Genomic DNA, 23,576 nt, shown 5'->3' with positions numbered 1-23,576 from the left:
GGGACAGTCGAATGGCGCGCCAAGCCGCTACCTCCTTGCCACCATGCCGTGAACAAATGTCAGCCACCGACCAGCAACGCCAGCAGCAGGCCCGGTAGCCGCCAGTCGGTGAGGGCTGTACCGGCCAGGACGGCCGGACCGGCGCGCAGCAACGAGCCGTCCGGCGAGGCCGCGAGCAGCGCGCGACCTGCCTCTGCGGCTGCCGGTTCGTACTCCAGGCCTGCCGGCGACTGCCGCAGGCGCTTGTCTTGTGGCTGGGCCCGCATCCGGTCCGGGCAGGCTCGGCTTGGTTTACATCGGTCCGGCCGCCCTCGAGCGTGCCGGCCCCGGATGGGTTCGGCGGCCCTCCTGTTCGCTATGCCAGCGATCGGGTGTGGGGCGCGGGGGCCGCGCCCTGGCCGGACTGGGCCGCCAGCCCGCAGCGTGTACGGCCGCATCCACGATGGCTGCAGCGGCTTGTATGAGCTCATCTGCCCCGACTGCGGCGATCATCCTGACCTGGATTACTCCGAGGTCGTGCCGCGGCTTCAGCGCGCACTCGTTCGGGTGAGGACATGAACGTTCGGTGCTCGGCAACGCCAGCCCGCCGCATGCCTATGAGGTTGCGAGCGACTGCGGCACAGCATGATCTCCGGACTGATACCACAGGAACTCGCCGGATGGGACGGGCTTTGGAGCGCCGGGGACCGAGGGCGGCGCGGCAGCGCCGCCTACAGGCGAGCAGCAACCTAAGCAAACCCTGCACCGGACCCGGTAAACGTCAACGGCTGGCATGCAGCATCTGGTAGGGCGGACAGTCGGCCGGGCTGCCCGACTCACCCTCAGAAGGGTGAGGCACAGACATCGCGCTAAGTGAGAGCCTGGCAGGGACATGAAACTAGGGATCGTGGCTGGGGCCGCCCGGTAATAGCTAGGCCCGCGCTCGGTGACATCAATTCAGCGGCACGGGACCTCCTGGCAGCGGCGACCGCGCGCTGCCCCTGGGCTGGGCCCGGCACACGAAGGCTGGATGGACCTAAGCCGGATCACCGACTGGGTGTGCGAGCACTGGGACCAGCCCGAAGAGGGAATCCGGGAAACCCGCGGGCGCCGCAAGGACTTCACCTACGGCCGGTTCCAGTGCTGGGTCGCCCTTGACCGCATGATCCGGCTGGCGGGCACCCACGGGCGGCCTGGCAACATCGGCCGCTGGATGGCCGAACGCGACAAGATCAACAACCAGGTCATGACGCGCGGGTGGCACCAGGAAGAGGGCGCCTTCATGCAGCATTACGGCACCGACGTCCTAGACGCCTCCCTGCTGCTCATGCCCCTGATGGGCTTCGTCACCCCCCACCGACCCCCGATCCAGCTCCGGCAGGAGATGCCGACACGCTATTTGTTCTTCCGGCGCTTGGGTTTCATGCGGCCTTTGCACTCTGGGGTGGGGAGGTGCGGGGCGGCAGGGCGGAAGATTCGCGGCGGTGTCAGCTGCTTAAGATCGTCCACTTGCTGGCGCTGCTTGTTCCGCGCAGGAGCTGACCGCGGTCTTCCCCCTGGCACCCGCGACGCTGCTGGCGTGGCATCCGTCACGACGCTGATCCTATTTCCGAGCTGGACGCCGGCGGAGGTAAGTACGACGCGGAGCGTCTGGAGCCGTTGCTCAGGCCGGGCGGGGCATATTGTGTGTCCAATCTGCGCCGGGGGCTGCCGCGCCCGGCGAACGGGGACAAGCTCAGACCGATTTCAGACTAGGTTCGGTCTGCCGGATGTCCGCGGCTTCTCAGCAGGTGAGTCGCGGTGGCGATGTGCTTTTGCCAGTCTGTCTGCGGCTGAGGATCGGGTTCATGTTTGCCGGCGGCGGCTGCTTGGGTCTGTTCGGCCGCCCGGGCTGCGGCGCCTGCTATCAGGTTGTGGTGGGCTGGCGCGGGGCGGGGCGCGGGGCGTGTCAGAAGTTCTCCCAGGTTGTTGGCGTGCGCGACCCGTGTTCCTAGATAGCGCGGATGGCCGGCTCTGAGCCAGGCGGACAGGCGCTCCCGGCGATCTCGGTGTTCGAGGTCGGCGGCGCAGAAGCGCAGCAGGATTGTCTTGATGACCGATGTGTGATCGAAGAGCGTGTGTGACACCGAAGCCGGCTCGACCCACGGCGACACGATCATCGCCGGTACACGCACGCCATAGCGGCCGAACGTCTTGGGATCGTCGTCGTCGGCTTCGGGTGGCGGAACATGATCGAAGAACCCGCCGTGCTCGTCGTAGAAGATGACCAGGAGCGTCTTGTCCCACTGCGGGCTGGTCGCCAGCGCGTGGTAGACCGCCAGAACGAGGTCTTGGCCGTCGCTGATGTCCGCGGTCGGGTGGTCATCGTTTTGCTCGAAGCCGAATGGGTTGAAGTTGCCCCAGTTCGGGTCGATCCACGAGACCGACGGCAATGTACCGCGGGCGGCGTCTTCAAGAAAACTCGGATCCTCGCTCTGAACCCGGAGGTTCAGCCTCGTCTTCCAGGGCAGGCCGGTCTTGGTGAAGTACGCGAATCTGTCGTGGCGGCCAAGGCAGTAGAGCTGATCAGCCATCCGCAAGGTGCCGATGTCGCTGGAGTACCAGCGCCAGGAGACGCCGTGCTCGTCGAGGCGGCGCACGAACGAGGGCTGGTTGTACAACGGCGGCAAGTTGTGCGGATGGCAATCGCGGCTGCCGGCGGCGCGGCCGCAGAGGGCATACAGGCGGTTCGGCCAGGTCGCCCCCGGAACTGAGCTGAACCAGCGGTCACAGGCGGCGAACTGGCTGGCGAGGTGGTCATAGACCGGGACATCCGCGGCGTGGTAGTAGCCCATGATGGGTGCCGGGTCCCCGTTCTCTACCCCGAGGTTTTCCATCGTGGCGGCGTAGCTGGCCACGAAGCCGTCCATCTTGCCGCCGCCGATCTGCAGGTCGACTGAGGTGGCGGAGTGGTCGGGATCTTCCCCGATGACCGTGGTGCCGAGGTGGTAGACCGGATAACTGCGTCCTTGGTGCTCGTTGGCCAGCCCTTCTCGCAGGCCGTCGACGTCACCGCGGCCACCCTCAAGAGACAGGTAACCGAGCATGTGGTCGAAAGAGCGATTCTCCATCATCAGGACGACGATGTGGTCAACCTTCTCAAGGTTGGCCGTACCGGACTCCCCCATCGCGACACCCCCGTGGTCCCCCAGCTACCCAAGTGCGGCGGCGCCCATGTGGGAAGTGAACCATCGGGCTGGCTGGAAGCTAAGATGCTTGCGCCTCCAGAATCGCACTGCCCGGATCTGGCGGACACCCCCTAGGGGGTGATCCGGGCCCGGCTAAACACAGCGACACTTTTTGCATGGACCCGCTTGCGCGACTGCGCCCTGTGAACGACCGGCTTGGCTCGTGGGTGGAGGCGCAGGCCCAGGCCGTTGCGGACCGTGCGGTCGAGCTTGTCGTTTCCGCGCTGGATGTGAATGGACTGCTGGACCGGGTCGACCTGAACGCCGTGCTGGACCGGGTCGACATCGAACGGGCGCTGGACCGGGTCGACCTGGACCGCCTGCTCGGGCAGGTAGACGTGAACGTCGTCGTTGAGCGCATCGACGTCGACGCGCTGGTCGAGCAGACCGACCTCGGTGCCGTCATCGCCAGATCCTCCAGCGGGGTCGCGAGCGATGCGCTCGACGTGGTCCGCAGCCAGACCGTCGGGCTGGATGAGTTCATCGCCCGCCGGATCGGGCGGCTTCGCCACCGGCCCGCCCGACGGACTGCGGGCCGGGGCAGCGTCATGACTGTGCCCGCGGGCGACGCCTCGCTGCCCCGACCCCCGGTCATCATCCGGGAGAGCCTGCAAGGGAAGTACTCCGGTTTCGACCTAAGTAGGCCGACTGGCACCGCAGAACCACCGGCCACCCCGGCCCGGCATCACCCAGGTACGGGTGAGAAGAGTGTCCCCTCAGCCCCACCGGCCAAGGAGACCGGCTCCCACCACGCGCGACCGAGCCCAACCAGGCGCGCTGGCGGCGTCCAGCCGCACATGATGACCCGGTGCAGTTCACTCCGACCGCCCAATTCGCATGGATTGTGTCCGGCCCTGGCGACGGCTTTCCGCTGAGACGATGGCTCCCCTAGATCTCGGTGGTGGCTTCGGCCTTGCCGTCTTTCACTGCGGCCTGGAATGCGGCGTAGTCGCGTTCGTTCTGGTCGGCGTAGGTTTCTGCGAAGTCCGCGATCACCTGGTCGAACCGGTCGGAGTCGCCGAGGTAGGCGGCCAGGGCGACGCGGTCACCGGAGCGCGCATGCGCCCGGGCCAGGGTCCACCCGCAGATACCGGCGTAGAGGGCCATCCCGGACGGGATCATGAGCTCGATCGGGAAGGAGAACTTCCAGTCCTTGAGCTGGCGCACGTAGAAGTCGCGGTCCACCTTGTCCGGGCCCGTGGCGCGGGTCCAGCCGAGGAAGATGTCGCTCTCGGCCTGCATGAGATGCTGCCCGGCGACGACCCGCTCACCCTGGTTGGTGTACTGGCTGCGCCCGCAGTACTCCGCAAGGACGGACGGCTGGGCCTCTTTGGCCTGCAGGAACAGCGGCTCGGTCCCGTCCCCGCCGTCCAGCAGCAAGATCCAGGCGCGGGTACCGACGCTGCCGACCCCGACGACCTTGCGAGCCACCTGTACCAGGCTGAACTGCTCGAGCAGGTGCCTCCGGTCAGACTGCAAGGTGCGCCGGTACTTGCCAAGCACCGTGCGGATCTCCTGGTAGATCGCGTCGGCCTGGACGCTGGCGAAGACCTCCTCGATGGGCATGATCATCGGAGGCTGGCTGACGATCCGCCGCTGTCCATCGGCGATGGTGGTGAGCTTACGCTGCGCCTTCGTACTGTCAGCGGTGTGTGCTTTGGCCAGCAAGCCTTTGGCCGCCTTGAACTTTTTCGCCTTCATCTGGGCCCTGAAGTCGCCGATGGCCTGCTCGATGTCCAGGTGGGCATACCAGACGTCCAGGAGCGGCTGCTCGGCGAAGCCGCGCATCGCGGTTCGGTACCCCTCGGCCGCCGCCAGGACGATCTTGCGGCGGGCCTTAAGGGGGAACCCATTGTCGCGTCCGGCTACAGCCAGGCTGGCAGCCAGCCGCTTCACGTCCCACTCGAACGGGCCAGGCACGGTCTCATCGAAGTCGTTGACGTCGAAGACCAGCCGCCGTTCCGGCGAGGCGAACGCCCCGAAATTGGCCAGGTGCGCGTCCCCGCACAGCTGCACCCGCAGCCCCGACGCAGGCGTGGTGGCCAGGTCGGCCGCCATCGGCAGCGCCGCCCCCCGGTAGAACGTGAACGCCGACACCAGCATCCGCCCGTGCCGCACCGGCACCAGCTCCGCCACCCGCGACTTCGCCTGCCCCAGCAGCAGCCCAACGGGATCCCGCGATCTATCCGGCGCGAACTCAGCCTGCGACTCCAGCGGCGCTAGCGTTCGGGCATCCTTACCCAGTGCCATCCGGTCCGCGCGGGTCAGCTGTTCCACCATCTCACGCGACGCCCGGATCCGGACAGAAGCCCGCGCACCAGACCTGCTTCCTGCGACACGATCAGCCATCACAGTCATGACCACTCCATCCCGGAGCGACCGCCTGGTATCGCCGGCCTGCGGCGGCCGCGGACCGCTCCCTTTGCTGGTACTAGCCGAGCACCTCCACGCCAGGTACGGCATCGCCCACCAAGGGGTGAACACGGCATTCATGGCCCTCCCACGCGGGAACGGCTGGTGGCCTGCCGCGGATGGGCCAGGACCAACGCTTTGACCTTGAGGACGGATGGCCCTGCCCCGTTGGCTGCTGCCGAGGCAAACCTGCTGGTAGTAGAGGGGCGCCTGAGGCGGGTGCTCACTAGGGGGTGAGGAAGATGCCGTTGCTAGACGCGTTCCTGCTCATGATGTGGTTCTTCCTGTGGATTCTGTGGTTCTTCCTGCTGTTCCGGGTGATCATGGACATCTTCAGAAGCCGCGACCTGGGCGGCTGGGGCAAGACAGGCTGGCTGGTCTTCACGATCCTCCTGCCGTTCCTCGGCGTGTTCGTGTACCTGATCGCGCGTGGCGGCCAGATGGCCGACCGGCAGGCCGCACAGGCACAGGCGCAGGACGAGGCGTCCGGCGCTTACGCCAGCATGGCAGTGCCGGAGGGCGTCGGTACCGCCGACAACCTGGCCAAGCTTGCCGGCCTGCGTGACCAAGGGGTCATCAGCGGCGCCGACTACGAGCGGGGGAGGGAAAAGATCCTGCACCAGACGGCAGCCTGACACGCGCGGGTCAGAGCCCGGTCCAGCCGGACGGCGAAGGCGGCACTGCCGTCTTCGCCGTCGCAACGCGATGCGCGTCAAGCATGCGGTGCTGCTCATCATCACCTCCGGCTGGCGTTCGCGCAGAATTTGTCGTAGGTACTACACCGGTCACCGGGCCTGCCCGGCATGTTCCAATCGCCGATCTTGAAGCCGCCGGCGCGGGCGATCGCGTCGCGCAGCGGTACCGCCCAGTGTTGTTCCAGGAGGATGAACGCGGCCGCGGAGTCGTTGGGGAGCTCCTCGAGGACATCCCATTCCTCGGCGTCGCCGAACGCCTGGATCCCCTCGGCCGCTTCTTGCGCGCCAGCCGCGGCGCCTTCCTCGCCCTCCATGCCCAAGCCGACCAGGGCACCGACCTTGCTGCCGAGCTCGATGGCCTCTTGCTGGGTCAGGTTGCTGAGATGCTCGACCTCGATTGGAAGGGGGGCCGGGCATGGCGGCCCACGCGGCTTGCCCGTGGCCAGCCTGCGCCAAGCCGGAGCGCTCATGGCATCACCCCGGCGGGGGGATGTCGTTCGTGGGGTAGCGTCCGGCCTTGCCACTTCGACCTGCGGGGTCGTCGCGCAACAATGACGCGTTTGATGCGCGGTCCTCGCGTATTTCCCGGTGGTGCTCGTCCTCGCCTACTGGGTCTCGGCGATCCGGGCCCTGGCCCACACCCGGGAAAGGGCCGCGCTAAGCGGCCAGGGCAATTCGCCTTCATGCTCTGACCGGCATCCGGTTGGGGTGCTCGGTCAGCCACTTCGCGTACGACTTTGAGGTATCTAGGCTGAATTCGACCCCGGCCGGCGGCGGGAGGGCGAACATGATGTCGGCGGCGTGCTCGAGCGCCCCCCGCAGCAGGTCGAGCGGCCCCGTCGCTTCGAACCCCACCGACCACCACGGTTCGCCGCGCAGCTGGACCTGGGCGAGTTCGACCGCGCAGCCCGCCTCGGCCACCACGAGCGACCCGGCAGGTGCCTCGCTGGCGGGCATTGGGAACCAGGTCCTGAGCCGTCTCTTGCTGACCGTTGTCCAGCCCACGGGCAGGACGTCGCCGTGGTCCACCGGCTCGCAGCGGAACGACCACTTCCGCCAGTACTCCAAGCGGCCGCGGCAGCTGTCAAGCCGGTCAATGACGCCAGGGCAGCCGAGATAGGACTTTACGTCTAGCGAGACCCCGTCCCGCAGCTTCACCGATAGTCCGGGCAGGCGCGGCAGCAGCAGGTAGGCGTCCTCCCGTACTTCGGTTCCGGTTGGAAAACGCCCGAACCACTGCCGCACCTGAGCGACCAGCGGGCCGGCGGCTATCCAGCGGACTTCCAGGGTGTCCACCGCCCCAACGGTCGGGATCTCAGTCGGCACAACCGTCATGGCATTCCTCCCCCGTCCAGCATTCACAGCCGTCGGGCAAGTCGCATCACCCACCTGGGGGTGACGCGGCGGACGGTACCGGATGAGGCCCGCAACTCCGGCTATTGCCCGCTCTGCTCCGCATCGCTGTCGGCGGCGGTGTCCGGGGGGACGACGTTGCCCTGGTCGATGTCCTCGGACGGTTCCGCCTTGGCGGTCAGCGCTCCTTTGTCCAGCTTGCCGGAACCCGCCGCCCGGGACATGGCGTCGCCGCCCCGGCCACGCAGCACCATGGCGAAGCCGACGGCGATCAGCGCGCCGGCGATCGGCCCCGCGACATACACCCAGTAGCTCGTCCAGTCGCCACTGACCAGGGCGGGGCCGAAGGAGCGGGCCGAGTTCATCGACACGCCGCTCACCGGTGCCGCCCACAGGCCGGCCAGGGCAATGTAGCCGCCGACGCCGAGCGCGGCGATCGCGCCGACGTTCTGCGCCGCCGATGCGGTACCCAAGATGACGCTGACCAGCAGCGCGGTCAGCACGATCTCCATCAGCAGGGCCTGCCAGTTCTTGTACCCCGGGCCCGGCAGCGTCGCCCCCAGATGCTCGACGTTCCCGAACACCCAGCGCAGAAACAGGCACGCCAGCGTCGCGCCGATGAGCTGGATGACGACGTAGCCCGGGACACGCTTCCACGGGAAGTCCCCGCGCAGCGCGAAGGCCAGCGACACGCCCGGGTTCAGGTGCGCGCCGGAGACCGCGCCCATGAACAAGATGATCGCCATCACCATCAGGCCCGGGGCGACGACCGCCGCGGCGAGGCTGATCTGCCCCTTCGCGTGCAAAAGCCCCCCGCCCGAGGCGACCAGGACCAGCGCGAAGGTGCCCAGCAGCTCCGAGAACAGCCGCCGCCACTCCAGGCGCGGATCATCGAAGTCCTTCCGGTCCCCGAACTCAAGCTGAAGTACGTGGTGCGTGCGCGGGAACGCCGTCCCCAGCGCCGCCGGGTCGACCTCCCGGGCCGCCGGGCCGCGCGCAGCGTCCGCCCCAGGTGCGTTCCCCGGTGCCGCCGGACCATCCACTCGGCTCACCGGCACGTTGCCTGCCACGTCCAAGTCCCCCCAACAACACCATCGAAGAAGCTTCACAATGAGGATCGCAACCCCGAGCCCGGCCCGGTCTTCGGCGAAGCCTTCGCCGATCATCGCTACCCTGCGCAAACCCTCCTGGAATCTCGTGATCTGGCCCATGCACCTACGCTGCCTGGCGCTATTGCACCTCCCACCACGGCCCAGTTCCATCGCCCCGATAGGGTGAAAGACGGGCCGTCACCCTCAGGAATCCCGGCTCGCCGACCACGGCGACTGCCTGGCGACGCGGCCCAGCTTCGCGACCATACAACTGCTCGGTCTGTTCGCCCGGCCGCTCCCTTAATTTGTCCCGAACGAACAGTGGTTCCCCGCTATCGTGAAACGGCAGGAGGCCAAGGTCCCGCGACCCCGGACGTTCCTGATCTCCACACACAAACCCCGACCGGAACTGGATCATCCCAACAGGACGATGTGGCGGCAGTCCCGTGGCGGTCGAATGAAGCGGTGATGGATCAGGGCAGCGCCGCTGCACGCCGCCGCCCGCTATGAGGTGACAGTGGTCTCCCGGGTTCACGCCAGTGCGGTGCATCGGGCTGATCATGAACGAGAGGGGGCGCGTCAATGCCTTACCGTGAAGCGCAGGCAGAGCATCAGCACAATCGTCTTCAGCCCCGTGTCCCCAGCCCAGCCATCTCGACGGAAGTCGGCGAAACGACCCGCGGGCAGGCCGGGCCTGGCTGGACAGTGGTTCTTCGGGGCCGCCCGACCCGCATCCCCGGCGGTCAGCCGCAAGGCGGCTCCATCCACGTATACGAGCTCATCTGCTGCGACTGCGGCGACGATCCGGACCTGGACTACCGTGACGTCTCACTGGAGCTGCAGCAGATCCGCGGGCCCTACCCGTTCAGGGAAGGCGTCGCCGCCTATGAGAGGCACGTCCGGCGGGACCATGCGGGCCAGACGCTCACCTGAGTCGACCGTCACCCGAGGGCGCTCGTGAGCTAGACCCGATGCCCCGGCACGACGGCCTAGCCGGAGTCCCCCGGTGTTTGAATGTCGAACATGCTGGTGAAGCCAGCGTGCTCGGCGCGCTCGCGTCCCCGGTAGGGATGCTGGCTCTTGTCCGCCTCGCCCGTGAGCACAGTGCCACCGGTCGCTCCATGACCTCCGCTGCCGCCGGCATCTTCGTCCCGCTAGGCGGCGAATGGACGGCCGCTCTGTGTCGATCGTGGGCCATGAGGTACCACCGCGCCTCACGCAGTGCGGGGCGAGGCCATTTCACCCCGCGCCGGGTGATGCCGCTGCCTGGCCGCCTGCCTAGCGTCGAGGTGTGGCCAACTCTGAAAGGAGGCCGTGTGATGAGCAGTACACACGACCAGCAGCCTGTCGACCGGCCTGCTGCCGCGGCCGGCCAGTCCAGGATTCCGTCCCAGCGGCCCGTCAGCGAACCAGTAGGCGGATACGCCAGCTCTACAAGTGACGCCAGAGACGTCACGTCGGGTTACGCCTCGGCTGCCGGGTGGCTGCTGATTCTCGGCGGCCTGTGGGACTTCTTCGCCGGGCTTGCCCTGGTGGTCAGGTCCTCCTACTTCAGCACACAATCGGGCTACTCCGCTACGCACCACTATGCGTACGGGTGGACCCTCAGCGGCTGGGGCTGGGCGAACCTGATCTTCGGGATCGTGGTGGCAGCCGTCGGCGTATGCGTCCTCCTGGGCATGGACTGGGCCCGGTGGGCAGGCCTCGTGCTGGGCGTGCTAGGCGCCATCGGAAGCTTCATGTTCCTTCCGATCTACCCGTTCTGGTCGATCCTGGTGATCGCCGTCGACGTCTTCATCGTCTGGGCGCTCGCCACTGCCCGCAGGCACCGGGAAATGCCCGCATAGGCGCAGCCGATCCGCCGGAAGGCTGTTGACCCCGCGATGGCGATAACCGCCGGGGTCAACGGCCATGACGCGGTTCACCGCGAGCCAACCCAGTCCATTAGGGACAGCGGCGCCCGCGGCATTGCTCACTCCTCCCCGGAAATGTAGTCACGCCGGTCCGGCGGCTAGCCGCCGGCCCGTCGTGCGGCTGTCAGCCGGCGACGCCAGCCGCGACGGCCTCCCTTGAATGGTGCTCGTGCCGGGCCTTCTCGTGTTCGTGAGCCGCGGGTTTGAGGTCCAATACCACTTTCTTGATGGTGCCGGTGAAGGCGTAGGGGGCCTTGTCTTCGTAGTCGAGGTCGACGACGCCGCCGTTGTCCCGGCCGATGTCCATGTGCTGCCGGGGTCCGTTTCACCCGTCGGCGGGTGATGCGGCAGGTCCGGCCCCTTGGCAGTCTGGCGGTATATCAGCCAGCAGACTGCGAGGCATCCCAGTGCGACCGCGAATATACGAAATCACCTTCTCCGGACAGGCGGGCGCTGCGCTGAGCGCGGAATTCGATGACTGCGAGGTCAGGGTCGGCGCGGGCACGACTACCCTTCGGGCCGAGCTGCCAGACCAGGCAGCCTTCCTCGGGCTGGTGTACCGGATCACCGGATTGGGGCTTGACGTCGTCGAAGTACACCTGGTGGAGCCAGTGCCTCCCGGCGGCGGCTGACCGCGTGCAGCCCTGGGAGCGGAGCAGCAAACGGAGCCGACGGTCAGACGATCTACCCAGCGATCTAAGAGCAGGCGCAGCTCAGCTGCCCGCTCGATGGCCTCCGAGCGTGACGCCGCCCCGAGCTTGTGGTAAATCGACCGGAGGTGGGTCTTGATGGTGTTGCGGGACAGGTAGAGGGTGGCTGCCATCTGCGGATAGGTGCTGGTCGGCAGGAGTTCCAGCACGCGCTGCTCGGCATCGGTCAGAGCCTCGGTCAACCCGCGGCGTGGGCGCTTGGCGCTCACCTGGAGGGCCGCGGCGATGAGCTGTGCGGTGAACGGGTCGTCGTGCATCTGCGCGGCGTGCTCGATCAGGTAGCTGGTCAGCTGGGGAGCGGTGGTAACGACGGTGCCGAGGAAGCCCGCGTGGCGGGCCGCGGCCAGCGCGCCGCCCACGATGCCCGCCGCCGCGGGGTCGCCGCGCTCGATCGCGGCCGCGGCCAGCAGCAGCTGGCGCACCAGCGCGTGCCGTGGCGTCGCCTGTCCCGGCGGCGCCCGCAGGTGGTCCAGCGCGGCGTGGCCGTCGCCGGCGGCCAGCGCGATCTTGGCCAGCAGCAGTTCCCGGCGGCCGGCGGGCAGGCCGCGGGCCAGCCCGGCCGGGGAGCGCAGGTCGCCGAGCGACAGGCGCAGCTCGGCCTGCAGCTCATCAGCGCGGGCCCGCAGCACCGGCGAAGGACTGGCCAGCAGCTGGTCCGCCGTCGCCACGGTCGCCAGCGCCTCGCGGACCTGCCCGCGGGCCGCCCAGATCCGCGCCCGGTCCAGCAGCCCCAGGAACTCCAACGGGGGCCGGCGATGTATGGATATCGTCAGGGCCCGTTCGGTGAGCTGCTCGGCGGTATCCAGGTCCCGCTGCTCCAGCGCCAGCCCCGCCAGCGCGCGCAGGTAGTCCACCGCGAAGAAGTGCCCGCTGAATCCCAGCCGGTCCGCCGCCCCCTCCGCGTCCCTGGCAGCCTCGGCGGCCTCAGCCAAGTACCCAGGCTCAAACCGCGCCAGCGCCCGCGCCCCGGGGACCATCACCAGCTTGACCGGCTCAGGCAGATCGGGCGCCGCAAGAGCGGTAGATCCCTCACGCTCAACCGCACACAAGTCCTCAAGCCAGGTATAGCCACGGACGAGGGGCACGGCGAGAATGGCGGCCCATTCGTCGGTGAGCTGCGCACGCTGCTCGATCGCCCGCGCGGCGAGAGCCTCGGCCACGGCCTGCTCGGCCTGGCCTGCCTGCATGCTGCGCACCGCCCGTGCCGCGGCGAGCTGGGCCGCCAGCGCAGGTTCGGGCGGCGCTGACGGGAGGGCATGCTCCAGCAGGTCAAGATATTCGCTGCCCCGGGCGATGTCACCTGACAGCAGCAGGTCGGCGGCCAGCGCCAGCAGCCGGTCAGGCACATCGATAAGCGTCGCGGGATCGATCGTTTCGATGTCGAGCGGCGCCGGCACCCCCGGGTCGCTCAGGAAGCTGGTCGCAAGCTGATCCCGGACAAGGGCCAGGGCCCGGTCGGCCTGATGAGCCGCGAGGAAGTGGCGGGCGGCGCGGCGGCTCTCGCCGGCAGACTCACCCCATTCGCCCGCCCGCAGCTGGAGTGCCCGCTCGCGGCCGGGGTCCCGGGCCCGCAGCTCCGCGCGCAGCACCTGCTGTACCAGATGGTGGTACCGGAAGGTCGCCCGCTCATTGTCGAGTGCCACCAGGAACAGGCTAGCGGCGTGGATGCCATGCAGCATCGCCCCCGCGTCCTGCCTGCCGGTGACGGCAGCACACGACGCCGCCGTAAGCTCTTCCAGCACAGAGGTGTCAAGCATGAACTGGGCAACTTCAGGCGGCTGCCGGTCCAGGACCTCTGCGATGAAGTACGCGACGATCGAATGCCGGCGGATATCCAGCGCCCGTGCTGCCAGTGCCGGCTCGCTGGCATCGCGCAGCGATAGCGCCGCCATCTGAAGCGCCGCCGCCCACCCCTCGCTTCGGTCATGCAGCAGCGCCAGGTCAGCAGCAGCGATATCCACACCGAAATTCGCCAGCAGGTCGCCGCTTTCCGTCAGCGAGAAATACAGGTCACGGTCGCGAAGCTCGCACAGCTCACCTGACATCCGCAGCCGATGCAGCCGCAGCGGAGGGTCGAAGCGACCTGAGAGCACCAGCTGTACCGTCCCGACTGGCCAGCATGCCACCAGATCGATCATCTGCGCGGCGACTGCAGGCGCCGCGCGATGGAAGTCGTCCACGACGATCGCCGATCCCGCGGGCAAGATCGCAGCATCATTGACGACCGACGCGATGACATCGGCCAGCGCGGCGCCCCGTGCCAGCAGACCGGCTGAGTCAGCGCCGAATTCCGGCACCAGCTGCCTGAGCGCCTTAATGAAGGCGACCCAGAAGCGGGGCGGATGAGCATCGGCATTGTCGCAGGACAGCCAGGAAGTAGCGGCAGGTGGTCGTGTCGCTGCCCAGCTCGACAGGAGCACGGTCTTGCCCGCGCCGGCCGACCCCGTCACAATAGTCAGCCGCTTGCCGATCCCTGCCGTCAGCCGGTCATGCAGCACCGCCCGCCTGACCAGTGTGCCAGGCAACTCCGGAGGCCGGAACTTCGTCTGCGCGAACCGCGCGCCTGGTGCGGGCCCGCGCTCAGTCGCGGTAGCCATTTCACCAGCTAATCAGGCCTGCCGCCCGCTTGCCAGAGGACCAACGTCCTCAGGCAGCAGTCCCTGTGGCTGCGGTTCGCCTGCTCTCATCGCCTCACAGCAGGCCCAGGTCGATTGCCCGCTCGATGGCGTCCGAGCGTGACGCCGCCCCGAGCTTCTGGTAGATCGACCGCAGGTGGGACTTGATGGTATTGCGGGACACATCGAGGGTGGCTGCCATCTCCGGGTAGGTGCTGGTCGGCAGCAGCTTCAGCACGCGCAGCTCGGCGGCTGTCAGCGGCTCGGGCAGCGCGCGGGGCGGCTGCAAGGTGCCAGGCTCGGTCGCGCGCGCATCGACGGCCGCGGCGATGAGCTGTGCGGTGAACGGGTCGTCGTGCATCTGCGCGGCGTGCTCGATCAGGTAGCTGGTCAGCTGGGGAGCGGTGGTAACGACGGTGCCGAGGAAGCCCGCGTGGCGGGCCGCGGCCAGCGCGCCGCCCACGATGCCCGCCGCCGCGGGGTCGCCGCGCTCGATCGCGGCCGCGGCCAGCAGCAGCTGGCGCACCAGCGCGTGCCGTGGCGTCGCCTGTCCCGGCGGCGCCCGCAGGTGGTCCAGCGCGGCGTGGCCGTCGCCGGCGGCCAGCGCGATCTTGGCCAGCAGCAGTTCCCGGCGGCCGGCGGGCAGGCCGCGGGCCAGCCCGGCCGGGGAGCGCAGGTCGCCGAGCGACAGGCGCAGCTCGGCCTGCAGCTCATCAGCGCGGGCCCGCAGCACCGGCGAAGGACTGGCCAGCAGCTGGTCCGCCGTCGCCACGGTCGCCAGCGCCTCGCGGACCTGCCCGCGGGCCGCCCAGATCCGCGCCCGGTCCAGCAGCCCCAGGAACTCCAACGGGGGCCGGCGATGTATGGATATCGTCAGGGCCCGTTCGGTGAGCTGCTCGGCGGTATCCAGGTCCCGCTGCTCCAGCGCCAGCCCCGCCAGCGCGCGCAGGTAGTCCACCGCGAAGAAGTGCCCGCTGAATCCCAGCCGGTCCGCCGCCCCCTCCGCGTCCCTGGCAGCCTCGGCGGCCTCAGCCAAGTACCCAGGCTCAAACCGCGCCAGCGCCCGCGCCCCGGGGACCATCACCAGCTTGACCGGCTCAGGCAGATCGGGCGCCGCAAGAGCGGTAGATCCCTCACGCTCAACCGCACACAAGTCCTCAAGCCAGGTATAGCCACGGACGAGGGGCACGGCGAGAATGGCGGCCCATTCGTCGGTGAGCTGCGCACGCTGCTCGATCGCCCGCGCGGCGAGAGCCTCGGCCACGGCCTGCTCGGCCTGGCCTGCCTGCATGCTGCGCACCGCCCGTGCCGCGGCGAGCTGGGCCGCCAGCGCAGGTTCGGGCGGCGCTGACGGGAGGGCATGCTCCAGCAGGTCAAGATATTCGCTGCCCCGGGCGATGTCACCTGACAGCAGCAGGTCGGCGGCCAGCGCCAGCAGCCGGTCAGGCACATCGATAAGCGTCGCGGGATCGATCGTTTCGATGTCGAGCGGCGCCGGCACCCCCGGGTCGCTCAGGAAGCTGGTCGCAAGCTGATCCCGGACAAGGGCCAGGGCCCGGTCGGCCTGATGAGCCGCGAGGAAGTGGCGGGCGGCGCGGCGGCTCTCGCCGGCAGACTCGAACCATTCGCCCGCCCGCAGCTGGAGCGCCAGCTCGCGGGCCCCGTCTCTGGCACGCAGCTCCCCCTGCAGCGCGTCGCGTACCAGAGGGTGGCACCGGAAGGTCACCTGCTCCTCGTCGAGTGCCGCGAGGAACAAGTTGTCCGCGTCAATGCGGCGCAGCAGCCCCGCCGCGTTCTCCCATCCGGTGACTGCGGTGCAGGCATCCGCGGTCAGCTCTTCGAGCACGGACGTGTCGAGCATGAACTGGGCTACCTCAGGCGGCTGCTGATCCAGAACCTCGGCGACGAAGTACTCGGCGATCGCATGGCTGTTGAGGGCAAGTGCTCGCGCCGGATCCGTTGTATCGCGCAGCGAAAGCGCCGCCATCTGCAAGGCCGCGGCCCACCCCTCGCTTCGCTCGTGGAGCAGCGCAAGGTCAGCAGCGGAGACACTTACACCGAACTTCGCCAGCAGGTCGCCGCTTTCCGCCAGCGAGAAACACAGGTCACGATCACGAAGCTCGCACAACTCGCCGGACATCCGCCACCGGTCCAGCCGAACCGGAGGGTCGGCCCGGCTGCCCAGGACCAGCTGGACGGTCTGGGCCGGCCACCGCTCGATAAGGTCGCTCATATCCCCCGAAACCACGGGCGCTGCGAGATGGAAGTCGTCCACCACAATCGCCGATCCCGCGGGAAGCTTCGCGGCGTCGTTGACAACCGATGCGACGACATCGGCCGAGATGACCTCGTCCGTGGCCAGCAGGTCGGCAGCATCGCTGCCAAATCCCGGCGCTATCGTTCGTGGAGCCTCGATGAAAGCAGCCCAGAATCGAACAGGGTTCGCATCAGCCTTGTCGCAGGACAGCCACGCTGTAACGCCAGGCGACCGCTCCGCGGCCCAGCTCGACAGCAGCACGGTCTTGCCCGCGCCGGCCGACCCCACCACTATGGTCAGCCGCTGGCCGGCACCAGCCGTGAGCCGGCCATGCAACGCGGATCGCGTGACCAGCGTCGCAGGCAGCGCCGGACGCCGGAACTTCGCGGCCCTGAACCGTACGTCCTGCGCCGTGTACCCAGCGTTCGCGTCGTCTGCCAAGACACTCCCTGCGTCTCAAACCGCCGGGCAGATAGCCACAGGCCCGAATCCCTCCCACCTCAGTGTGCGGCATCAGTCCCGCCTTATTCCTCCTCCTCTGCGGGTGAAGACCGAGCGCCATCACGTGGTCACCGGCCTGTTCGCCGAACGCACGCAAAGCAACCGGCGCCGGGTGATCTGGCCGCTGGCATCTCCGATGACGGGCGGCTCTAGGGGCATGACCTGCGGGCGGACGCCGCTTCGCCGCGGGCTCGTGCGCAGTCGGTGACGCCGATCCGGTCTCAATCACCCTGGTCCGGGTGGTGCCCGCACGCCTTCTCGCGGCTCATGGTGGTAGGGCAGCGAACCTGGGGCGGATCATAGGGGGCGACAGGGGTGAACCTTCCACACCGGCAGCGGAGCGCACTGCGGCAGATAGAAGCCGGACTCTCTTGCGCGGAGCCCAGGCTGGCGTCGATGATGGCTACCTTTGCATGGCTGACAGCCGGTGAGGACATGCCAGATCAGGAGAGCTGCCCATCGGCGGCCGTCGCGGCAGCCGTGCTGCTGGCGCGCGTAATGGCCGTGTGCCTGCGCGGGGTCCTGAGCGCCGCCGAAGCCCTGTGGACCGCGGCCTGCGGACACCAGGCGGCCGGGTGCCGCTCTTCTATATGGGGCACGACATGGTACGGCTGACAATCGTCATCAGGTCGATGGAGCTGACAACTTGTCGTGACGCCGCATGGTTGCCGGGGACCGGACCGAGCGGTATGCGCAAGGGGGGTACACGCCAGCGGGACAGGAGCGGTCTAGGCGCCTGCTAGGGCATCCAGTGGTTCGCCCGAGCTTGACGCTGCCGGGCGGCGGCCGATGATCGGGAGAGAGGAACGGGTGGTGTTTCCTGCTGGGTTGTCATGGTGCGGGGCCGGTTGCCGGGCGTTCCCCGGGTTGATGCGCTGGTCGTCGGAGTGGTCTCACATGCACCCATTCGGCTCCTGCCCTAAGGGCCGGGCGGTCGCCATGACCGTGTCATCCGGGGGACCGGCCTGCTCAGTCAGGTGATCGAGCGCGGCGCGGCCGGCTCATGCGAAAACGCGAGCTCGCCCGGGGCTGGCGGCCTCCCCGCTAGCTGGGCTCACCGCAGCGCTGGCGTCGGTGAGCAGGCGATAGACGCGGGTGAGGAGCTTGCGGGCGATCGCCGTGGTGGCGATCTTCTTGCCGCGGCGCCGGTGAGCGCCAGGGCGTCGCCGGTGACATGGCCCGCAGCTGGGGATCTCCGGCGGGGCGATCCATGCCTCCGGCAGCAGGCCGGCGCGCAGCAGCTGCGCGCCAATCGCGGCACCGGCCTTGTCGTTCTTCAGCCGCGCCGAGGCGATCGCCTTGCACTGCAGCGGGCGGGCCATGTGCGGCTCGAAGCCGTACTCCTCCAGCAACTCCAGCAGCGACCCCCAGCCGAACGCGGCCTCCTACGCTGCCGCGGTGCCCGCCGGCAGCCCGCCGATCACCGACAGGATCGGCCTGACACCGTTGGGCACGTGGCGGTTGGCGAGCACCTCGCCACCCTCGTTGATCACCGCCACCTGGGAGCGCTTGCGGTGCACGTCGATTCTGACGCAGACAGACATAGCCGGGCCTCCTTCCCCGAACTCGTTTGACAACCCGGAAACTACGTTCACCGGGCTTGAGCAGGGAAACGGGGATCCGGCCCCCGAACGGCCCAGCCCCCATGGGGTCAGGTGAGAGGGCTGACGGCAGGAACCTTCTCGGTGGGCGGTACTGGGCTCGAACCAGTGACCTGCCGGTTGTAAGAGGGTCTGTCCCCTGCCAGGGTGACCGCGAAGTCCGGACTTGCCAGCCCTGCACCTGCATAAAGACCTGTACGAACCGATAGAGCAATCTTAGGCGGCCGTGCCGACGAATGCCGGCTTGTGCCGTCTTATCCGTGGGTTTCTTGTGGGGATCACCCTCGGGAGCCCGGATTTGTGGGATTTCTGTGGGACGCGGAATGAGCTTGTCCCCTCTTCCCGGACACCGCCGCGCGCTAGCCGGGCCATGGGGAGTCAGTGCATCTTACGTCGCGCTGGCTTGAGTTTTGGGTTGGAGACCGGCCAGCCGCGGGATCAGTTTCATCGCCGTGCGGTCGGGAATGCCCGTCCGCTCGCCTTCGGTGAGTTCAGGACTGGCGTCGACATGCTCGGGGCTGGCTACGGCCAAATCGCGGCGCAGGTCACGTGGGCGCTAGGGCGCCGTGCGCGCCCGCTTGGCGAAGTCGGCGGGGCGGCCCGCAGCGCGCCGGCGGCGTTCACCGCGGAGCTGGTTGAGCTTGCCCGGCCAGGTTGGGCCGCCATCGTTCTGGATGATCTCGCCGCCGTCCCCGAGCACGACCTCGCCCCAGGCGGCGGTGCCCAGCGCCCAGATGAGGCCGCCCTCGACCTGCGCGCGGACCAGATCGGGATTGACGATGATGCCGCAGTCAAGGGCGAAGGTGACCTTCTCGATGCGGACGCGGCCGCGGCTGTCGAGGGAGACCTCGGTGACCTGGGCGCTGTGGCTGTCGAGGAAGCTGCTGCAGGCGACGCCGCGGGCCCGGCCTTCGGGCAGCGGGCTCCCCCCTCCCCCCGGCCCGGCTGGCGGCAAGCTCCAGCGTCCGCAGCCTCCGCGGGTTGCCGGCCAGCAGGTCGCGGCGGAAGTCCACGGGATCGCGCCCGCCGCTGGCGCGACAATCGCGTCCAGCGAACGCGGGACGAGCCAAACGCGATCTGCAGAGCATCCGCCCAGGTGGCACACAATTTCGGCACCCACAGCACGAGCAGCACGATCCGCACACCGGCGGGTCTGGTCCGCCGACAGGACCCGCTACCGCACGGTGTGCCCGGCGCACGAGAATCACCAGGCCAGTGAGCCCAGTGCGCCCGCGGTGGCCGCGTTACGTGAGAGCGGCCTGGCTCCGGCTGGTCATGACGTAGCGGACCAGCCGGATCAGCACCTGACGGACCGACTCGCGCTCGCGGGCGTCGCACAGCACGATCGGTACGTCCGGGCCGAGGGCGAGCGCGATCCTGATGTCGTCGGGCTCGAAGACCTGGGCGTCGTCGAAGCAGTTGACCGCAATGATGAACGGCGTGCCGGCCCGCTCGAAGTAGTCGATCGAGGCGAAGCAGTCCGCGATCCGCCGGGTGTCGGCGAGGATGATCGCCCCGATCGCGCCGAGCGACAGGTCGTCCCACATGAACCAGAACCGCTCCTGGCCCGGGGTGCCGAACAGGTAGAGCACCAGCTGGGACCGGAAGCTGATCCGCCCGAAGTCCATCGCCACCGTCGTGGTGGTCTTCGACCTGACCCCCTGGGTGTTGTCGATGCCCACGCTGCGGTCGCTGAGCGGCTCCTCGGTGCGCAGCGGGCGGATCTCGCTGATCGCCCCGACCAGGGTCGTCTTCCCCACCCCGAACCCGCCCGCGATCAGGATCTTGGCGGTGGTGGGGACGTCGTCTCCGGACGCCGCTGGGTCACAGTGATTGAAGTCCATCGAGAACCATTCTGAGTAGACGCTGGTCAGGTAGCTGTTGGCGCTGGGCGGAGACGACCCGGACCAGACCCTCGTGGGCTAGGTCGCCGAGCAGCACCCGGACCACCCCCAAGGGCAGGTCGATCTCCGATGTCAGGTCCACGAGAGGCACGGGCCGGTAACAGGCCGAGAGGATCCGCCGGTGCTCGGGGCCGGGCCGGAAGTACTCCGACGACGGCCGCTCACCGGTCGCTACCACCACGTCGATCAAGCCGAACGACACGGCAGCATGGGTTCGCCCCTTGGTAACCGCATAGGGACGGACCACCGGTCCGGCCTCTTGGCCGAACCAGCGGTCCCCGGGACTCTCGTGCCCGTAACAGTCCCGGGGGGTCATTCCGCGGCTGTCTCGGGCTCAGGGAATCTTGGCTCGGCCGCCAGGTGCTTACCCATCCGGCGGACTAGCATCGCCATCTCGTACGCGATCACTCCCACGTTCGCGCTCGCGGACGTCAGCACGGCCAGGCAGGTGCCCCGCCCCGCCGCGATCACGAACAGGAACGCGTGCTCCATCTCGATGATCGTCTGCCGGACCTCGCCCCCGTTGAAGTGCCGCCCGGTGCCCCGGGCCAGGCTCTGCACCCCGGCCGCCAGGGCCGACAGGTGCTCGCCGTCCTCCCGGTCCAGCCCGCTCGACGCCGCCACCACCAGCCCGTCGCGGGACAGGACCAGCGCCTGCTGCACGTGCTCAACCCGGCTCACGAGGTTGTCCAGCAGCCAGCTCAACTGTCCCGTGGTGTCGGTCTGTGCCATCTCTCAGCCTCGCTATCGCTCAGTCTCGTTGTCCAGGGCACCCGGCGGGTCGTCGATATCGTCGACCCGTCCGCGCTCCCAGCCTTGCTGCATCATGAACATCATGTTTCGCGTCGTCTCTGGCGACCGCTCGCCGACCGGCGGCGGCGGGCTGACCGGCTGCGCGCCGCCCCGGCGGTTCTTGAGCTGCGGGGCCAGGCTGGCCTGGGGAACCCGGACCGGCATGCCCAGGTGACTGCCTGGTGTGGCGGTGCCAGGCGCTGGCTGCTTGGCCGGCCCGGGAGCGGGCTCGGGCGGCGTCGCGGCCGGGCCCGTTTCCCAGGGCGGCCTGGACTCTGCGGGCCTGGCCACCTCCTGCGCCTGGGCGGACACCTCCCAGGGCGGGGCGGGCAGCGACCGTCGCGGCGGCTCGGGCGCGGGTTCCGCCAGCCCGATCATCGGCCCGGTGTCCGCGCGCCTGCCGGTCGCCGCCAGCCGGTGCCGCCCGGTCCTGCCGAACGGGGACGGCGTCGCCTCAGGGAACCGGGCGTCGCCTGGCTCAGGGAAGGGCGCCAGGGCCGGCCCGCGGTGACCGCTGGCGGAGCGGCTGCCAAGCGCGGCGTCTTCCTCGCGCACGATCACGCCGAAGGGCAGCACGATGATAGCCGTGGTCCCCCCGTACACCGACGGGCGCAGCGACACCTTGATCGAGTGCCGGACAGCCAGTCGGCTGACCACGAACAGGCCGAGCTGCTCGCTGTTGGCCAGGTCGAACTCGCGAGGGCTGGCCAGCCTTGCGTTGATATCGGCCAGCTCTTCCGGGCTGAGCCCGAGGCCGCGGTCCTCGATCTCGGCCACCAGGCCGGCGCCGGCCCGGTCCGCCCTGACCTCGACCCGGGTGTTCGGCGGGGAGAACACCGTCGCGTTCTCCACGAGTTCGGCCACCAGGTGGATGATGTCGTTGACCGCGCTCCCGGCCACCAGGTCGGTGGACTCGCTGGTGACGTCCACCCGGACGTAGTCCTCGACCTCGGCCACCGCGGCCCGCAGCACATCGACCACTGGCACCGGGTCGCGCCAGCCGCGGCCGGGCGTGGACCCGGACAGGATGATGAGGCCCTCGGCGTGCCGCCGCATGCGGGTGGTGAGGTGGTCGAGCCGGAACAGGTCGGCCAGCGCGTTCGGGTCGCTGGTCCGCCGCTCCATCGAGTCGAGCATCCCCAGCTGGCGGTGCAGCAGCGACTGATTGCGCAGGGAGATGTTCAGGAAGACCTGGTTGACGCCCTTGCGCAGCCGGGCCTGGTCGACCGCGGCGGCGACGGCCGCCTGCTGCACGGTGCCGAACGAGTCGGCGACCTGGGAGATCTCCTCGATGCTGCTGGCGTGAGGTGGCGGGGACTCGGCGGCCACGTCCACGTCGTCACCGCGCCGCAGCCGTGCCACGACGCTTGGCAGCCGTTCCTCGGCCATCGCCCGGACGCTGCCGTTCAGGCGGGTCAGGTCGCCGGTGACCTTACGGCCGAACCACACCATAAGGAAGACCGACACGACCACGGCCAGGAGCCCGACGCCGCCGGCCAGGATAGCCTCGGTGAACAGCCGGTTGCTTGCCGACCCGCTCAGCGCCTGCAGCTGCGCGCCGATGGCGGTCTGGTCCGTCAGCATGGTCTGGAGAATGGTGGTCGTGTCGTTGGTCCACTGGGTGTGGTCGATCGTGAGCGTGTGGCCGGGCGGGGTGGACGCGACGGCGTCTTCCATCGTCAGGAACTGCTTGTACGGCTGCGTGCCGATCAGCGTGACGTAGCCCGCCCGCAGGCCAGGCGACAGCAGCGATAGCGTCTGGTTCATCAGGAACTGCAGCCGGCTCACGCTGCTGATGAACAGCTGCTGCACGCCGTGGCTCATCTGGCCGTGGGTGACGCTCAGCGCGCCGGCGACCAGGGTGACTTCCCGGGAGAGGTCGTTGAGGGCCAGGGCCGAGTCGATGCCGCCGACCGAGATGCCCTGCATCGTGCCGCCCTGGTCGAGCACGGAAGCGTAGTACGACTGGAACTGGTCGTCGATGATGGTGCTGTAGGTCTGGAAAGCCTGGGACGCGGTCAGCTCCCCCGCGTCGACTTGTTTCCTGATGTCCGGGATGGTCCGCAGGTCGGCTTCGAGCCTGTCCAGGTTGGCCGTTGACGAGGCACCGCGCTGACCCTGTCCGACCAGCAGCTTCGTCTCGGCGTCTTGCAACGAGCCGGAAATCAGCGCCCGGGTGGCGTTCAGGTCCTTCTTGGGCGCTTGCCGCCCGCTGAGCAGCCAGATGTACGTCTGCTGCTGCTCAAGGGGCAGCTTGGTGGTCAGCGTGACGACCGACGGTGCGGTGGTCGCCTGCGCGACGCTATTGTAGTTCGCGTTGCTGATCGCATTGGGTACCGTCAGGGTCGCCGAAAAGGCCCACAACGCAGACAGCGAGATTAGCGGTACGACGATCATGCTGATTAGGAACAGCCGGATCGGCCGGGAACGGAACGGACGCCGGATAGCCGCCATAGCGCCTCACACATGACATGCACGAGGGAGGCGTCCGTCCGCACCGCAGAGGCCGCGCCGTCAAGCGTCAGT

General features: G+C 68.8%; 20 protein-coding genes and 2 pseudogenes. 5 read left to right on the top strand and 17 right to left on the bottom strand.

Going from position 1 to position 23,576, the window contains the following annotated elements; genetic code table 11:
* Window positions 1-59: 59 nt before the first annotated feature.
* Window positions 60-266, bottom strand: a complete 207-nt coding sequence (locus EAS64_RS25815; protein ID WP_145857056.1) for a hypothetical protein — start codon at window positions 264-266, stop codon at window positions 60-62.
* A gap of 743 nt (window positions 267-1,009) precedes the next feature.
* Between EAS64_RS25815 and EAS64_RS47595 the strand changes: the two are divergent.
* Window positions 1,010-1,324, top strand: a pseudogene (locus EAS64_RS47595) (glycoside hydrolase family 15 protein); the annotation flags it as partial.
* Window positions 1,325-1,730: 406 nt separating this feature from the next.
* On the opposite strand, the gene EAS64_RS45035 reads toward EAS64_RS47595, so the two are convergent.
* From EAS64_RS45035 to EAS64_RS25795, 3 genes are all read right to left on the bottom strand, one after another.
* Window positions 1,731-3,146 carry an alkaline phosphatase family protein gene (locus EAS64_RS45035; protein WP_145857052.1) on the bottom strand — a complete coding sequence of 472 codons (1,416 nt, stop codon included), beginning with the start codon at window positions 3,144-3,146 and terminating at the stop codon, window positions 1,731-1,733.
* A 131-nt stretch (window positions 3,147-3,277) separates the two neighbouring features.
* Window positions 3,278-3,718: a hypothetical protein gene (locus EAS64_RS25800; protein ID WP_145857050.1), complete on the bottom strand. Its 441-nt coding sequence runs from the start codon at window positions 3,716-3,718 to the stop codon at window positions 3,278-3,280.
* A gap of 376 nt (window positions 3,719-4,094) precedes the next feature.
* On the bottom strand, window positions 4,095-5,486 hold the full coding sequence (locus tag EAS64_RS25795; protein WP_145857998.1) for a DUF2252 domain-containing protein: 1,392 nt from the start codon (window positions 5,484-5,486) through the stop codon (window positions 4,095-4,097).
* A gap of 374 nt (window positions 5,487-5,860) precedes the next feature.
* Between EAS64_RS25795 and EAS64_RS25790 the strand changes: the two genes are divergently transcribed.
* Entirely contained in the window at window positions 5,861-6,253 is a 393-nt protein-coding gene (locus EAS64_RS25790) for an SHOCT domain-containing protein (protein ID WP_145857048.1), read from the top strand.
* 101 nt (window positions 6,254-6,354) lie between these two features.
* Here EAS64_RS25790 and EAS64_RS25785 read toward each other — a convergent pair whose 3' ends face one another.
* The 3 genes from EAS64_RS25785 to EAS64_RS25775 all read right to left on the bottom strand — a co-directional run bounded on the left by EAS64_RS25785 (window position 6,355) and on the right by EAS64_RS25775 (window position 8,877).
* Complete coding sequence (locus EAS64_RS25785; RefSeq protein WP_222849607.1) at window positions 6,355-6,783, bottom strand: hypothetical protein; 429 nt, start codon at window positions 6,781-6,783, stop codon at window positions 6,355-6,357.
* A 211-nt stretch (window positions 6,784-6,994) separates the two neighbouring features.
* Complete coding sequence (locus tag EAS64_RS25780; RefSeq protein ID WP_145857046.1) at window positions 6,995-7,648, bottom strand: hypothetical protein; 654 nt, start codon at window positions 7,646-7,648, stop codon at window positions 6,995-6,997.
* Window positions 7,649-7,749: 101 nt separating this feature from the next.
* Window positions 7,750-8,877: an MIP/aquaporin family protein gene (locus EAS64_RS25775; protein WP_222849606.1), complete on the bottom strand. Its 1,128-nt coding sequence runs from the start codon at window positions 8,875-8,877 to the stop codon at window positions 7,750-7,752.
* A 585-nt stretch (window positions 8,878-9,462) separates the two neighbouring features.
* On the opposite strand from EAS64_RS25775, the gene EAS64_RS25770 reads away from it, so the two are divergent.
* Both EAS64_RS25770 and EAS64_RS25765 read left to right on the top strand, forming a co-directional pair.
* A complete protein-coding gene (locus tag EAS64_RS25770) occupies window positions 9,463-9,690 on the top strand; it encodes a hypothetical protein (RefSeq protein ID WP_145857044.1) in 228 nt (75 codons plus the stop codon).
* A gap of 386 nt (window positions 9,691-10,076) precedes the next feature.
* Window positions 10,077-10,604: a DUF7144 family membrane protein gene (locus EAS64_RS25765; protein WP_145857041.1), complete on the top strand. Its 528-nt coding sequence runs from the start codon at window positions 10,077-10,079 to the stop codon at window positions 10,602-10,604.
* A gap of 190 nt (window positions 10,605-10,794) precedes the next feature.
* Here EAS64_RS25765 and EAS64_RS25760 read toward each other — a convergent pair whose 3' ends face one another.
* Window positions 10,795-10,977 (bottom strand): hypothetical protein, encoded by a 183-nt coding sequence (locus tag EAS64_RS25760; protein ID WP_145857040.1) that lies wholly within the window; start codon window positions 10,975-10,977, stop codon window positions 10,795-10,797.
* Between EAS64_RS25760 and EAS64_RS48080 the strand changes: the two genes are divergently transcribed.
* Window positions 10,970-11,302: a DUF8691 family protein gene (locus EAS64_RS48080; protein ID WP_500691524.1), complete on the top strand. Its 333-nt coding sequence runs from the start codon at window positions 10,970-10,972 to the stop codon at window positions 11,300-11,302. The genes EAS64_RS25760 and EAS64_RS48080 overlap by 8 nt on opposite strands.
* Window positions 11,303-11,406: 104 nt before the next feature.
* On the opposite strand, the pseudogene EAS64_RS48075 reads toward EAS64_RS48080, so the two are convergent.
* The 9 genes and pseudogenes from EAS64_RS48075 to EAS64_RS25715 form a co-directional block, all read right to left on the bottom strand.
* A pseudogene (locus EAS64_RS48075) lies at window positions 11,407-13,272 on the bottom strand (winged helix-turn-helix domain-containing protein); the annotation flags it as partial.
* Between the two features lie 799 nt (window positions 13,273-14,071).
* Window positions 14,072-16,693: a helix-turn-helix transcriptional regulator gene (locus EAS64_RS25750; RefSeq protein WP_145857036.1), complete on the bottom strand. Its 2,622-nt coding sequence runs from the start codon at window positions 16,691-16,693 to the stop codon at window positions 14,072-14,074.
* A 1,061-nt stretch (window positions 16,694-17,754) separates the two neighbouring features.
* Window positions 17,755-18,105: a hypothetical protein gene (locus tag EAS64_RS25740; RefSeq protein ID WP_145857033.1), complete on the bottom strand. Its 351-nt coding sequence runs from the start codon at window positions 18,103-18,105 to the stop codon at window positions 17,755-17,757.
* 33 nt (window positions 18,106-18,138) lie between these two features.
* Window positions 18,139-18,297 (bottom strand): hypothetical protein, encoded by a 159-nt coding sequence (locus tag EAS64_RS43830; protein ID WP_187366175.1) that lies wholly within the window; start codon window positions 18,295-18,297, stop codon window positions 18,139-18,141.
* 613 nt (window positions 18,298-18,910) lie between these two features.
* Window positions 18,911-19,309, bottom strand: coding sequence for a molybdopterin cofactor-binding domain-containing protein (locus EAS64_RS25735; protein ID WP_222849605.1), 399 nt, complete (start codon window positions 19,307-19,309; stop codon window positions 18,911-18,913).
* A 289-nt stretch (window positions 19,310-19,598) separates the two neighbouring features.
* Complete coding sequence (locus tag EAS64_RS25730; RefSeq protein ID WP_145857032.1) at window positions 19,599-20,198, bottom strand: GTP-binding protein; 600 nt, start codon at window positions 20,196-20,198, stop codon at window positions 19,599-19,601.
* On the bottom strand, window positions 20,179-20,460 hold the full coding sequence (locus tag EAS64_RS25725) for a DUF742 domain-containing protein (protein ID WP_246115866.1): 282 nt from the start codon (window positions 20,458-20,460) through the stop codon (window positions 20,179-20,181). Before EAS64_RS25725 ends, EAS64_RS25730 begins: the two co-directional genes overlap by 20 nt.
* Before the next feature lie 110 nt (window positions 20,461-20,570).
* On the bottom strand, window positions 20,571-20,990 hold the full coding sequence (locus EAS64_RS25720) for a roadblock/LC7 domain-containing protein (protein ID WP_145857030.1): 420 nt from the start codon (window positions 20,988-20,990) through the stop codon (window positions 20,571-20,573).
* 12 nt (window positions 20,991-21,002) lie between these two features.
* Complete coding sequence (locus tag EAS64_RS25715; protein ID WP_187366174.1) at window positions 21,003-23,447, bottom strand: sensor histidine kinase; 2,445 nt, start codon at window positions 23,445-23,447, stop codon at window positions 21,003-21,005.
* Between the last annotated feature and the right edge of the window lie 129 nt (window positions 23,448-23,576).

The sequence above is a fragment of the Trebonia kvetii genome (genome assembly GCF_007827045.1).
Lineage (GTDB): Bacteria > Actinomycetota > Actinomycetes > Streptosporangiales > Streptosporangiaceae > Trebonia > Trebonia kvetii.
Note: the sequence above shows the minus strand (reverse complement) of the source record. Positions and strands in the feature narration are given on the sequence as shown.